The organism is Pseudomonas graminis, from assembly GCF_013201545.1.
Lineage (GTDB): Bacteria > Pseudomonadota > Gammaproteobacteria > Pseudomonadales > Pseudomonadaceae > Aquipseudomonas.
Genome location: NZ_CP053746.1, coordinates 3,392,544 through 3,404,961 on the forward strand (window position 1 = coordinate 3,392,544; position 12,418 = coordinate 3,404,961).

Sequence of the window (12,418 nt, forward strand, 5' to 3'; positions counted from 1 at the left end):
GTGTAACCTATTGAAAAAACGAGTTTTTACGACGGGAATAAAAACGCCCGGCTCAGCCGGGCGTTCAGAGCGTATGCAGCGGGGTCAGATGCGCTGGGCTTGCGCCACGGCGTTGCCGATGTAGTTCGCCGGCGTGAGCTTCTTCAGCTCGGCCTTGGCTTCGGCCGGCATGTCCAGGCCGTCGATGAAGGTCAGCAGCGCTTCAGGGCCGATGCCCTTGCCGCGGGTCAATTCCTTGAGCTTCTCGTACGGGTTCTCGATGTCGTAGCGACGCATGACCGTTTGGATCGGCTCGGCCAGGACTTCCCAGCAAGCGTCCAGATCGGCGGCGATCTTCTGCTCGTTGAGTTCCAGCTTGCCGATGCCTTTCAGGCTGGCTTCGTAGGCAATCACGCTGTGAGCGAAGCCCACACCGAGGTTGCGCAGCACGGTAGAGTCGGTCAGGTCACGCTGCCAGCGAGAGATCGGCAACTTGCTGGCCAGATGCTGGAACAGCGCGTTGGCGATGCCGAGGTTGCCTTCGGAGTTCTCGAAGTCGATCGGGTTGACCTTGTGCGGCATGGTCGACGAACCGATTTCACCGGCGATGGTGCGCTGCTTGAAATAGCCCAGGGAGATGTAGCCCCAGATGTCGCGGTCGAAGTCGATCAGGATCGTGTTGTAGCGGGCGATCGCGTCGAACAGCTCGGCGATGTAATCGTGCGGTTCGATCTGCGTGGTGTAGGGGTTGAAGCCCAGACCCAGCTCGTCTTCGATGAACGCGCGGGCGTTGGCTTCCCAGTCGATGTCCGGGTAGGCCGACAGGTGGGCGTTGTAGTTACCGACGGCGCCGTTGATCTTGCCCAGCAGCGGCACGGCGGCCACTTGAGCAATCTGGCGCTCCAGGCGGTAAACGACGTTGGCCAGTTCCTTGCCCAGAGTGGTCGGGGAGGCCGGCTGACCGTGGGTGCGGGAGAGCATCGGTACGGCGGCAAAACGGATCGCCAGCTCGCGGATGGACTCGGCGATCTGACGCATCAGCGGCAGCAGCACGGTGTCACGGCCTTCGCGCAGCATCAGCGCGTGGGACAGGTTATTGATGTCTTCGCTGGTGCAGGCGAAGTGGATGAACTCGCTGACCTTGGCCAGCTCCGGCAACTTGGCCGCCTGCTCCTTGAGCAGGTACTCGATGGCCTTGACGTCGTGGTTGGTGGTGCGCTCGATCTCTTTAACGCGCTCGGCGTGCTCTAGAGCGAAATCGTTAGCCAGGGCATCGAGGATGGCGTTGGCTTCGGCGGAGAATGCTGGAACTTCCGGGATTTGCGGGTGGGCCGCCAGGCGTTGCAGCCAGCGTACCTCCACCAGGGCGCGGAAACGGATCAGGCCGTATTCGCTGAAAATCGGGCGCAGGGCCTGGGTTTTGCCGGCGTAGCGGCCATCTACAGGGGAAACCGCAGTGAGCGAAGAAAGCTGCATGGGGTGTTCTCGGACTGTCAGGCGACGAAAAGGGGCGCGTATCATACATGAAAATTCCGGCCAGCCGAGGCTGGCTGACCGTTATGACTCGCGCGATGTCGGGTTCGGAGCGAGCTGAAGGGCGTTCGCCCCTCAGCGGTGAAGCAATGGATACAGTTCTTTCAATAACTTGCGGCGGCTGATGACCAGTTGCCAGCGGTGACCGCCCACTTGTCGCCAAAGTCGCGCGCAGCGAATCCCGGCCAGTAACAGCGCGCGGATTTTCGACGCATTGTTGGGTTGCTGCAGATTGCGCATGTCACCGTGGACCTGAATCCGTTGACGCAAGGTGCTCAGGGTGTCCTGATAAAGCGCGCCGCTGGCGGCAATGACGTTTTCGTGAGCGATACCGAAATGCTCGACCTGGGATTTGATCTGCGGCAGGCGCTTGCCGATGGTATCGAGCATGTCATCGCGCTTGGACAGTTGACGTTCCAGGCCCAGCATCGCCAGGGCATAACGCAAGGGTTCTCGTTGCAAGGTGGCCGGATCGCGCTCCAGTGCACTGGCGAGGGCGCGATAGCCCTCGTGCAGATTCAGGTCGTCGCCACCAAACACGTCCAGCGTGTCTTTCGGGTCCATGACCAGCAGCGTCCCCATCAGGCAGCCAACGGCGGCTTCACCGGCCTGGCCGGTCTTGGCGATGCGATCGACCAGCACGGCGGCCTGAAAGACCCCGGCCAGGGCGACAAGTTGTTCCTGGATCGGGGTCATCAACGTACATCCCTGGTGTGCCACGGCTCGGCGATTTCGATGACGCCGCCACCCAGGCAGACCTCGCCGTCGTAAAACACCACGGACTGGCCAGGCGTTACTGCGCGTTGCGGCTCGTCGAAGGTGGCGCGATAACCGGTTTCAGTGCGTTCCAGGGTGCAGCGCTGGTCGCTCTGGCGGTAACGCACTTTGGCGGTCAACTGGCGCGGGCTGCTCAGGTCGATCGGGTTGACCCAGTAGATCTCCGACGCGAGCAGGGCACGGGAGAACAGCCACGGATGCTCGTTGCCCTGGCCGACGATCAGCTCGTTGTGCTCCAGGTCCTTGACCAGCACGTACCACGGCTCATCGCCGGCATCCTTCAGTCCGCCGATGCCCAGACCCTGGCGCTGGCCGATGGTGTGGTACATCAGGCCGGCATGCCGACCGATGACTTCGCCTTCGGTGGTCTTGATCTCGCCGGGCTGCGCAGGCAGGTACTGCTTGAGGAAGTCGGTGAAACGGCGCTCGCCGATGAAGCAAATGCCGGTCGAGTCCTTCTTCTTCGCGGTCGCCAGCTGATACTTCTCGGCGATGGCGCGCACCTCGGGCTTTTCCAGTTCACCGACCGGGAACAGGGTCTTGGCAATCTGCTCACCGCCAACGGCATGCAGGAAGTAGCTCTGGTCCTTGTTCGGGTCCAGACCCTTGAGCAGTTCGGTGCGGCCATCAATGTCGCGGCGACGCACGTAATGACCGGTAGCGATCAGGTCGGCACCGAGCATGAAGGCGTAGTCGAGGAAGGCTTTGAATTTGATCTCGCGGTTACACAGGATGTCCGGGTTCGGCGTGCGACCGGCTTTGTATTCTTCGAGGAAATGCTCGAAGACATGATCCCAGTACTCGGCCGCGAAGTTCACGGTGTGCAGTTTGATGCCGATCTTGTCGCACACGGCCTGGGCGTCCGCGAGGTCGTCCATGGCGGTGCAGTATTCCGTTCCGTCGTCTTCTTCCCAGTTCTTCATGAACAGGCCTTCCACCTGATACCCCTGCTCCATGAGCAGAAGGGCGGAGACCGAAGAATCCACGCCGCCGGACATGCCAACAATGACGCGCTTCTTTTCTGTATCGGAAAAGGCTGAATCAGACATAGGAATTCGATTGGGTAGCAGCAGGAAAGGGCGCGATTCTAACAGGGAGTCGGCGCCAAGGCTAAAAGCTATTCAGTTGCGCTGGGCGGCCAGTCAGTCGCGCACGACCTGCAGACTGTGGATCGGGCCCGCCAGGTACTCATCGACGCAGCGCAAGACCAACTCGCTGCGCCAGCGCTCCGGTTGGCTGGCGAGTTCGTCGCGGCTGAACCAGGGCGCGCCGACGATGCCGGTGTCCAGTGCACGCTCGGGGTGGTGTCGCGTCGCTTTGGCCGAAAAGCACACGCGCTGATAGGTCACGCCATTGCTGGGCGCGGTGTACAGGTAAATGCCGACGACGCCAGTCAGTTCGACGTCCCAGCCGGTTTCTTCCAGGGTTTCGCGGATGGCCGCTTCACGCAACGTCTCATCAGGCTCGAGGTGCCCGGCAGGCTGATTGAACACCAGCTTGCCGTTTTTCAATTCTTCGACGAACAGGAAACGGCCATCGTCTTCGATGACGGTTGCGACGGTGATGTGGGGATGCCAGGTCATTGATATTTCGCTCATGCGGCAGGTGTCAAACATAGGTCGTGTATTCAGATTGCAGTGCTGCGCAGAAACACAAACCCCGGCACGGGGCCGGGGTCTGTGATCGAGCGTTACAACCTTACTTCAACGCATTGATCGCGTCGTTCAGGGTCTTGCTTGGGCGCATAGCGTTGCTGGCCAGTTCCGGGGTAGGGAAGTAGTAGCCGCCGATGTCCAGTGGCTTGCCCTGCACGCTGTTCAGCTCGGCGACGATGGTCGCTTCGTTGTCAGCCAGGGTTTTTGCCAGCTCCGTGAACTTGGCTTGCAGCGCCGTATCTTCGGTCTGTGCCGCCAGAGCCTGAGCCCAGTAGGTGGCCAGGTAGAAGTGGCTGCCACGGTTGTCGATACCGCCGACCTTGCGCGATGGCGACTTGTTGTTGTCCAGGAACTGACCGGTGGCCTTGTCCAGAGCAGTAGCAAGTACCAGCGCTTTCGGGTTGTCGTAGACGTTGCCCAAGTGCTCGAGGGAAGCGGCCAGTGCCAGGAATTCGCCCAGGGAATCCCAGCGCAGGAAGTTCTCTTCGTTCAGCTGTTGAACGTGCTTCGGCGCCGAACCACCTGCGCCGGTTTCGAACAGACCACCGCCACTCATCAGCGGCACAATGGACAGCATCTTGGCGCTGGTGCCCAGCTCCATGATCGGGAACAGGTCGGTCAGGTAGTCGCGCAGCACGTTACCGGTCACCGAAATGGTGTCCTTGCCCGCGCGGATACGCTCCAGGGAAACCTTCATCGCGTCGACCGGCGACTGGATGCTGATGTCCAGGCCTGCCGTGTCGTGATCCTTCAGGTAGTGCTCGACCTTCTTGATCATCGCCGCGTCGTGGGCACGCTCAGGGTCCAGCCAGAAAATGGCCGGGGTGCTGCTCAGGCGCGAACGGTTGACGGCCAGTTTGACCCAATCCTGAATCGGCGCGTCTTTGGTCTGGCACATGCGCCAGATGTCGCCGGCTTCAACGTTCTGCTCCATCAAGACCTGACCTTTGTCGTCGGTCACACGGACCACGCCATCGGTTTCGATCTGGAAGGTTTTGTTGTGCGAGCCGTACTCTTCGGCTTTCTGCGCCATCAGGCCAACGTTCGGCACGCTGCCCATGGTGGTCGGGTCGAAGGCGCCGTGTTGCTTGCAGTCTTCGATCACGGCTTGATAGATGGTCGCGTAGCAGCGATCCGGGATCACCGCCTTGGTGTCCTGCAGGACGCCGTCGTTGTTCCACATCTTGCCGGAATCACGAATCATCGCTGGCATCGAGGCGTCGACGATGACGTCGCTCGGCACTTGCAGGTTGGTGATGCCCTTATCGGAGTTGACCATCGCCAGCGCAGGGCGGGTCGCGTAAACGGCTTTGACGTCCGCTTCGATCTGCGCTTGCTGGTCGGCTGGCAGGTCTTTGATACGGGCGTACAGGTCGCCGATGCCGTTGTGCAGGTTGAAGCCGATTTCCTTCAGGACGTCAGCGTGCTTGTTCAGCGCTTCCTGGTAGTACTCGGCGACGAACTCACCAAACATGATCGGGTCCGAGACCTTCATCATGGTGGCTTTCAAGTGCACGGAGAACAGCACGCCGAGCTTCTTGGCGTCTTCGATTTCACGGGCCACGAAAGCGCGAAGGGCTTTCTTGCTCATGACCGCGCAGTCGATGATCTCGCCTGCCAGTACCGACGTCTTGTCCTTCAGCACGGTGGTGCTGCCGTCTTTGCCGATCAGCTCGATCTTCACGGCGCCAGCAGCTTCGATCAGCGAAGATTTTTCGCTGCCGTAGAAGTCGCCGTTGTCCATGTGCGCCACGTGGGACTTGGAGTCCGCAGACCACGCGCCCATTTTGTGCGGGTGCTTGCGTGCATAGTTCTTGACGGAGAGCGGCGCTCGGCGATCAGAGTTACCTTCACGCAGAACCGGGTTCACGGCGCTGCCTTTCACTTTGTCGTAGCCAGCCTGAGCAACCTTGTCGGCGTCGGTCACGACTTCATCCGGGTAATTCGGGATGTCGTAGCCCTTGGCTTGCAGTTCCTTGATCGCGGCCTTCAGCTGTGGAACCGAGGCGCTGATGTTTGGCAGCTTGATGATGTTGGCTTCCGGCGTGGTCGCCAGTTGGCCCAGCTCTGCCAGATCGTCGGAAACCTTCTTGTCACCCAGGCGCTCGGGAAAGCTGGCGAGGATGCGGGCTGCAAGCGAGATGTCGCGGGTTTCAACGGCGATGTCAGCGGAAGCGGTGAACGCTTCGATGATAGGCAGCAGTGAGTAGGTGGCGAGGGCTGGCGCTTCGTCAGTGAAGGTATAGATGATCTTCGAGCGGTTGGACATATTCGGGATAACTCTCTTCTTTGCTGAGCGTACACAAAATTTCGAGATGCGCAGGGTAGGCACTTTCGCCCAAAGTATCGATGAGCCGAAAGTCGAGAATTTCGTCGCGTGATAGGGGGTGCATCAGTCGAGCGTCAAGCGGTCGGACCCGGGTAGCGGTCTGGCCTGTCGAGGGCTGAACGCCTGGTTTCAGGTGGTCTGGCCCCCAATGACCCAATGACCCAACGGTCACCGGCGCTGAGTATATCACTGCACCCGGCCATTACTACGGTACTCGTATGACGGCTTTGCGGTGCCCGGGACGTTCGCGGTGGTCTCGGAAGGTGTCCGGATTCCCCATGAAAACCGTTTAGCCCTTGTAGTACGGGGCCTGCGGCAACTAGTCGCAGTTGCCTGGAGTCGAGACGTCATGGCCAGTCGGCTGCGGGATTTCGACTAAAGGACCATCTGTGCCGCGGTGGCAGTCGCGTGCTTCCATATAGATGCGCGCTTGGGAATAGCAGAAGCACAAAAAAACCGGCCAACCCTGAAAGGATTGACCGGCTTGTCGAATCTCGCGCTTGAACGGTCCGGCTCAGGCGTGATTGGTGCTCTAAGCTCGCTGTTTCTCCGGCTGTCTCTCGTGATGAGAGACAGACTCAGGGGTTGCAGCGATTACCTGAGCGCAGATCCCCACGGCGTGCTTGCCTTTAGGTCCCTGGATGATTTCAAACTGGACCGGCTGGCCGGCCTTCAGCGTTTTATAGCCCTCCATACTGATCGCCGAGTAATGAGCGAACAGGTCTTCAGACTCGCCGTCCTGAACGATGAAGCCATACCCCTTGGCGTTGTTAAACCACTTGACCTTACCGCTTAGCATAGTCACATCCCTCTGCAAAGGACTCCGATGGGAGTATCATCACCTCTCATCCGCCGGACCTAAAAAATTTTGGTTGACTGCGCGGACCCTTTTTACCCAATGTGGGTTCTATTGTTTGTAACACTGATTGGCCGATAGTCAAGGTCAAGCGGCGGTCCAGTTGAAAACGGGTATCGCCGCCACCACTTATTTCAATCACGTCCTCTGTGAACCTTCTTTACCATGCATGCAATCAGCAAGATTCGACTAACATTCAATCAGGATGACCCGCATCCCCATGAGGACGATGCGTCGGGCACCGCTGTACAGGAAGCCAAGCCGATATTGCAGGTGCCGCCTATGTACAAGGTGGTTTTGTTCAATGATGACTACACCCCGATGGATTTCGTTGTCGAAGTGCTCGAGGTGTTTTTCAACCTGAATCGTGAGCTGGCGACCAAGGTCATGCTGGCCGTCCATACAGAGGGACGGGCCGTTTGCGGATTGTTTACCCGCGACATCGCCGAGACCAAGGCTATGCAGGTCAACCAGTACGCCAGGGAAAGCCAGCATCCGCTACTCTGTGAAATCGAGAAGGACGGTTAACGCCGGACACTTGGGTATGAGGTGAAGCTATGTTAAACCGTGAGCTCGAAGTCACCCTCAATCTGGCTTTCAAGGAGGCCCGCTCTAAACGTCATGAGTTCATGACCGTCGAGCACCTCCTGCTGGCCCTATTGGACAATGAGGCTGCCGCCACCGTACTGCGTGCCTGCGGCGCAAACCTCGACAAACTCAAACACGACCTCCAGGAGTTCATCGACTCCACCACGCCGCTGATCCCTGTGCATGACGAGGATCGCGAGACCCAACCCACACTCGGCTTCCAGCGCGTCCTGCAGCGCGCGGTTTTTCATGTGCAGAGCTCCGGCAAGCGTGAAGTCACTGGCGCGAACGTGCTTGTGGCGATTTTCAGCGAGCAGGAAAGCCAGGCAGTGTTCCTGCTGAAACAGCAGAGCGTTGCCCGTATCGATGTCGTCAACTATATCGCCCACGGTATTTCCAAAGTGCCGGGGCATGGCGATCAATCTGAAGGTGAGCAAGATATGCAGGATGACGAGGGCGGTGAGTCTTCTTCCTCAGGCAATCCTCTGGATGCCTATGCAAGCAACCTGAATGAGCTGGCCCGTCAAGGCCGCATCGATCCGCTGGTAGGGCGCGAGATGGAAGTCGAGCGCGTCGCTCAGATTCTCGCGCGGCGCCGCAAGAACAACCCGCTATTGGTGGGCGAAGCCGGGGTGGGTAAAACCGCCATCGCCGAAGGCCTGGCCAAGCGCATTGTCGACAACCAGGTACCGGACCTGCTCGCCAACAGCGTCGTGTACTCCCTTGACCTGGGCGCACTGCTTGCCGGGACCAAATACCGTGGCGATTTCGAGAAGCGCTTCAAGGCACTGCTCGGCGAATTGAAGAAACGACCCCACGCGATCCTGTTTATCGACGAAATCCACACCATCATCGGTGCGGGTGCCGCGTCCGGTGGCGTGATGGATGCCTCCAACCTGCTCAAGCCGCTGTTGTCGTCGGGTGATATCCGTTGCATCGGCTCGACCACTTTCCAGGAATTCCGTGGCATCTTTGAAAAAGACCGTGCGTTGGCGCGTCGCTTCCAGAAGGTCGACGTCTCCGAGCCTTCGGTCGAAGACACCATCGGAATTCTGCGTGGCCTGAAAGGTCGTTTCGAACAGCATCACAATATCGAATACAGCGATGAAGCCCTGCGAGCCGCTGCTGAACTGGCATCCCGCTACATCAATGACCGTCATATGCCCGACAAGGCCATTGACGTCATCGACGAGGCGGGCGCCTATCAACGGCTGCAACCGGTGGAAATGCGCGTCAAGCGTATTGAAGTGCCGCAGGTTGAAGACATTGTGGCGAAGATCGCGCGGATTCCGCCAAAGCACGTCAACAGCTCCGACAAAGAGTTGCTGCGTAATCTGGAGCGCGACCTGAAGCTGACCGTGTTCGGTCAGGACGCCGCCATCGATTCGCTGTCCACCGCTATCAAGCTGTCCCGAGCAGGCCTCAAGTCCCCGGACAAGCCTGTCGGCTCGTTCCTGTTCGCAGGTCCGACCGGTGTCGGCAAGACCGAGGCTGCGCGTCAGCTGGCCAAGGCGCTGGGTATCGAGCTGGTGCGTTTCGACATGTCCGAGTACATGGAGCGTCACACCGTATCGCGTCTGATCGGTGCGCCGCCGGGCTATGTCGGTTTTGATCAGGGCGGTCTGCTGACCGAAGCCGTCACCAAGCAGCCGCATTGCGTGCTGCTGCTCGATGAAATCGAGAAGGCGCACCCGGAAGTCTTCAACCTGCTGCTGCAGGTCATGGACCACGGGACGCTGACCGACAACAATGGGCGCAAGGCGGACTTCCGCAATGTGATCGTGATCATGACCACCAACGCCGGTGCTGAAACGGCAGCACGCGCTTCAATCGGTTTCACCCATCAGGATCACTCTACTGATGCGATGGAAGTGATCAAGAAGAGCTTCACGCCGGAATTCCGCAATCGTCTGGACACCATCATTCAGTTTGGTCGCCTCAGCCACGAGGTTATCAAGAGCGTGGTGGACAAGTTCCTTACCGAGCTTCAGGCGCAGCTGGAAGACAAGCGCGTACAGCTGGAAGTGACCGACGCGGTGAGGAGTTACCTGGCCGAAGGCGGTTACGACGCAGCGATGGGTGCGCGTCCGATGGCCCGTTTGATTCAGGACAAGATCAAGCGTCCGCTGGCCGAGGAAATCCTCTTCGGCGAGTTGTCCGAGCATGGCGGTGTGGTACACATCGACGTCAAAGACGGCGAGATCACGTTCGATTACGAAACCACGGCTGAAATGGCCTGACGTTTCGCGTCCCTGCAACAAACCTGAAAGGCGCCGATTGGCGCCTTTTTTGTTGGCTGCGAATCTGCCGAATCCTGTAGGAGTGAGCTTGCTCGCGATTGCGATTTGTCTGAGACACATTAGGTGACTGACACGAAGCAATCGCGAGCAAGCTCACTCCTACATCTGTTGAAACGTGTCCGGTCTGATGGACCGAGTGAGCCGCTTTTTGCGACTTGCCGTGAGCGTGTAGGGTGAATCTCACGCACACAAAAACGCCCGGCAAATGCCGGGCGTTTTTGTTAAGACCTGTTAGCGGGCGCGGTAAGTGATGCGCCCTTTGCTCAAGTCGTAGGGCGTCAGCTCAACGCGGACCTTGTCGCCGGTAAGAATGCGGATGTAGTTCTTGCGCATCTTGCCGGAGATGTGCGCGGTTACGACGTGCCCATTTTCCAACTCCACACGGAACATGGTGTTGGGCAGGGTGTCGACGACAGTGCCTTCCATTTCGAAGCTGTCTTCTTTCGACATGCAGTAAAGCCCTCGGTATCCAATGAATGGCCCGGTGCAAACGGCAGCCAGGCAAAAGCGGGCTGCATTGTGCCCGAAAACTGAGGTTTAAGCCAAGGGCTTCAGTAAAGAGTGACCCATCTTTGATTGGTGAGCAGTTCGATGGGGCGATATTGGGTCTTGTAATTCATCTTTTTGCAGTTCTTTATCCAGTAGCCGAGGTACACCGCATGCAATTGCATGCGTGCGGCCTCGGCAATTTGCCAGAGAATTGCGTAACGCCCCAGGCTGCGGCGCTCCTCCGCCGGCTCGTAGAACGTATAAACGGCGGAAAGGCCATTGGGCAGCAGGTCAGTGACGGCTACGGCAAGCAGTCGACCCTCCAGACGGAACTCGTAGAAACGCGAAAACGGCAGGTCGCGGACCAGAAAGGTGGAAAACTGGTCGCGGCTCGGTGGGAACATATCCCCATCGGCATGGCGCTGCTCGATGTAGCGCTGATACAGATCGAAGTACTCCTCACTGAAATGCGGCTTGGTGCTCGTCACTTCGAGGTCGGCGTTTCTTTTGAAAATGCGTTTTTGCTGACGATCAGGCACGAACAGTCCGACCGGAATGCGCGCAGGCACACAGGCGCTGCAGTTCTGGCAATGCGGACGGTACAAATGATCGCCACTGCGGCGAAACCCCATGTCCGAGAGATCGGCATAAACCTGGACATCCATCGGCTGGCTGGGGTCGAGAAACAGCGTGGTGGCTTGTTCCTCGGGCAGGTAGCTACAGGAGTGGGGTTGAGTGGCATAGAACTTCAGCCGCGCCAGCTCGGTCATGATCAACCCTCGAGAAAAACTGTAGACATGAGTGTAAGCCAGCCCAATCAAACTCGCCTAGGCGACCAATCGGTGTAATTGCTCTCGTCGAGGTGTTTATGCAGGTAGTCGGCGAACGTCTGGCGCGCAATCGAGCGCGCGCCAAGGCTTAGCAGGTGCTCGGTAGGCATTTGGCAATCAATCAGGACGAAACCCGATTCTTTCAAGTATTCGACCAGCGTTGCGAAGCCAACCTTGGAAGCGTTGTCGGCGCGGCTGAACATCGATTCGCCGAAAAACAGCTGGCCCATCGCCAGTCCGTACAGACCGCCTACGAGCGCGTCGCCGTCCCAGACTTCGACGCTGTGGGCGAAGCCGCGGGCGTGCAGTTCAATATAGGCCGCCTGCATGGAGCCGGTGATCCACGTGCCGTCGGTGTAGGCCCGGGGTTCGGCGCAGGCTTGAATGACCGCCGCGAAATCCTGGTCGAAAGTGACCCGATAACGTCCGCGGCGCAGCAGCTTGCCCAGGCTGCGTGATACATGCAGCTCATCCGGAAAGAGCACGGTGCGCGGGTCCGGCGACCACCAGAGAATCGGCTGGCCCTGCTGATACCAGGGAAAACAACCATGCCGGTATGCGGCAATCAGGCGATCGGCAGACAGATCGCCGCCGCCGGCCAACAGTCCGTTGGGCTCGCGCATGGCTTTTTCCAGCGCAGGGAAATCAAGGGTGTCGCGTTGCAACCAGGTCAGCATGGCATCCAGACTTTACGAGAGGGGAGGGGAGTCAACGCAGGCTTGCAACCCCGGCTGCAACTCTCTGTCGCAGGCAGGGTCACAAGCCGCTTGATCATGCCGGGATCGTCGACCCGCTGTCTTCTTGATCCGGGGATGGCCTTTTGACAGTTCAAGGGAGCAAGAAAAACACGTCATAAGCCTTTGTCGACAAAGAAAATGCGTGCTCAAATTGTCACCACCCGGCGACGCTTGATCATCTGCAAGCACCGCGCCAGACTAACGTAGCGCGCGGCGCGCAAATCCGTACAATGCCGATGTTGTTTAACCTCATTTCAAGTCACCTGTCGAGCGTGCGTTATCGCAGGCGCGGTTTTCCCTACTGCCAGGACGCTGTTCTGGCCGATGTTCGGGAAAGCCACTGCC

The 12,418-nt window shown here is 58.9% G+C and carries 11 protein-coding genes; 2 read left to right on the forward strand and 9 right to left on the reverse strand.

Translation table 11 applies throughout. The features are described from left to right. Positions 1-84 precede the first annotated feature (84 nt). From purB to cspD, 6 genes are all read right to left on the reverse strand, one after another. Complete coding sequence (gene purB / locus FX982_RS15085) at positions 85-1,455, reverse strand: adenylosuccinate lyase (RefSeq protein WP_122625271.1); 1,371 nt, start codon at positions 1,453-1,455, stop codon at positions 85-87. A 132-nt stretch (positions 1,456-1,587) separates the two neighbouring features. Then, positions 1,588-2,208, reverse strand: coding sequence for a high frequency lysogenization protein HflD (hflD, locus tag FX982_RS15090; protein WP_122536337.1), 621 nt, complete (start codon positions 2,206-2,208; stop codon positions 1,588-1,590). After that, positions 2,208-3,338 carry a tRNA 2-thiouridine(34) synthase MnmA gene (gene mnmA, locus FX982_RS15095; protein WP_172611458.1) on the reverse strand — a complete coding sequence of 377 codons (1,131 nt, stop codon included), beginning with the start codon at positions 3,336-3,338 and terminating at the stop codon, positions 2,208-2,210. The genes hflD and mnmA overlap by 1 nt, the downstream gene beginning before the upstream one ends. Positions 3,339-3,431: 93 nt before the next feature. Further along, positions 3,432-3,872 (reverse strand): NUDIX hydrolase, encoded by a 441-nt coding sequence (locus tag FX982_RS15100; RefSeq protein ID WP_172611459.1) that lies wholly within the window; start codon positions 3,870-3,872, stop codon positions 3,432-3,434. 115 nt (positions 3,873-3,987) lie between these two features. Then, complete coding sequence (locus FX982_RS15105; RefSeq protein ID WP_172611460.1) at positions 3,988-6,213, reverse strand: NADP-dependent isocitrate dehydrogenase; 2,226 nt, start codon at positions 6,211-6,213, stop codon at positions 3,988-3,990. A gap of 592 nt (positions 6,214-6,805) precedes the next feature. Continuing rightward, a complete protein-coding gene (gene cspD / locus FX982_RS15110; RefSeq protein WP_172611461.1) occupies positions 6,806-7,072 on the reverse strand; it encodes a cold shock domain-containing protein CspD in 267 nt (88 codons plus the stop codon). Between the two features lie 222 nt (positions 7,073-7,294). Between cspD and clpS the strand changes: the two genes are divergently transcribed. Beyond that, positions 7,295-7,657 carry an ATP-dependent Clp protease adapter ClpS gene (gene clpS / locus FX982_RS15115; RefSeq protein ID WP_122536342.1) on the forward strand — a complete coding sequence of 121 codons (363 nt, stop codon included), beginning with the start codon at positions 7,295-7,297 and terminating at the stop codon, positions 7,655-7,657. A gap of 29 nt (positions 7,658-7,686) precedes the next feature. Beyond that, the gene (gene clpA / locus FX982_RS15120) at positions 7,687-9,957 is read left to right on the forward strand and encodes an ATP-dependent Clp protease ATP-binding subunit ClpA (protein ID WP_172611462.1); all 2,271 of its coding nucleotides are present in this window, start codon (positions 7,687-7,689) and stop codon (positions 9,955-9,957) included. A gap of 291 nt (positions 9,958-10,248) precedes the next feature. On the opposite strand, the gene infA is transcribed toward clpA, so the two are convergent. The 3 genes from infA to aat all read right to left on the reverse strand — a co-directional run bounded on the left by infA (position 10,249) and on the right by aat (position 12,013). Beyond that, the gene (gene infA / locus FX982_RS15125) at positions 10,249-10,467 is read right to left on the reverse strand and encodes a translation initiation factor IF-1 (protein ID WP_002553999.1); all 219 of its coding nucleotides are present in this window, start codon (positions 10,465-10,467) and stop codon (positions 10,249-10,251) included. 101 nt (positions 10,468-10,568) lie between these two features. Next, complete coding sequence (locus FX982_RS15130) at positions 10,569-11,276, reverse strand: arginyltransferase (protein WP_172611463.1); 708 nt, start codon at positions 11,274-11,276, stop codon at positions 10,569-10,571. Positions 11,277-11,323: 47 nt separating this feature from the next. Continuing rightward, on the reverse strand, positions 11,324-12,013 hold the full coding sequence (gene aat, locus FX982_RS15135) for a leucyl/phenylalanyl-tRNA--protein transferase (RefSeq protein WP_172611464.1): 690 nt from the start codon (positions 12,011-12,013) through the stop codon (positions 11,324-11,326). Between the last annotated feature and the right edge of the window lie 405 nt (positions 12,014-12,418).

Coding starts and splice junctions, on each gene's coding strand:
- purB (WP_122625271.1), bottom strand. CDS start 1,455: ATGCAGCTTTCTTCGCTCACTGCGGTTTCCCCTGTAGATGGCCGCTAC.
- hflD (WP_122536337.1), bottom strand. CDS start 2,208: ATGACCCCGATCCAGGAACAACTTGTCGCCCTGGCCGGGGTCTTTCAG.
- mnmA (WP_172611458.1), bottom strand. CDS start 3,338: ATGTCTGATTCAGCCTTTTCCGATACAGAAAAGAAGCGCGTCATTGTT.
- FX982_RS15100 (WP_172611459.1), bottom strand. CDS start 3,872: ATGACCTGGCATCCCCACATCACCGTCGCAACCGTCATCGAAGACGAT.
- FX982_RS15105 (WP_172611460.1), bottom strand. CDS start 6,213: ATGTCCAACCGCTCGAAGATCATCTATACCTTCACTGACGAAGCGCCA.
- cspD (WP_172611461.1), bottom strand. CDS start 7,072: ATGCTAAGCGGTAAGGTCAAGTGGTTTAACAACGCCAAGGGGTATGGC.
- clpS (WP_122536342.1), top strand. CDS start 7,295: ATGCATGCAATCAGCAAGATTCGACTAACATTCAATCAGGATGACCCG.
- clpA (WP_172611462.1), top strand. CDS start 7,687: ATGTTAAACCGTGAGCTCGAAGTCACCCTCAATCTGGCTTTCAAGGAG.
- infA (WP_002553999.1), bottom strand. CDS start 10,467: ATGTCGAAAGAAGACAGCTTCGAAATGGAAGGCACTGTCGTCGACACC.
- FX982_RS15130 (WP_172611463.1), bottom strand. CDS start 11,276: ATGACCGAGCTGGCGCGGCTGAAGTTCTATGCCACTCAACCCCACTCC.
- aat (WP_172611464.1), bottom strand. CDS start 12,013: ATGCTGACCTGGTTGCAACGCGACACCCTTGATTTCCCTGCGCTGGAA.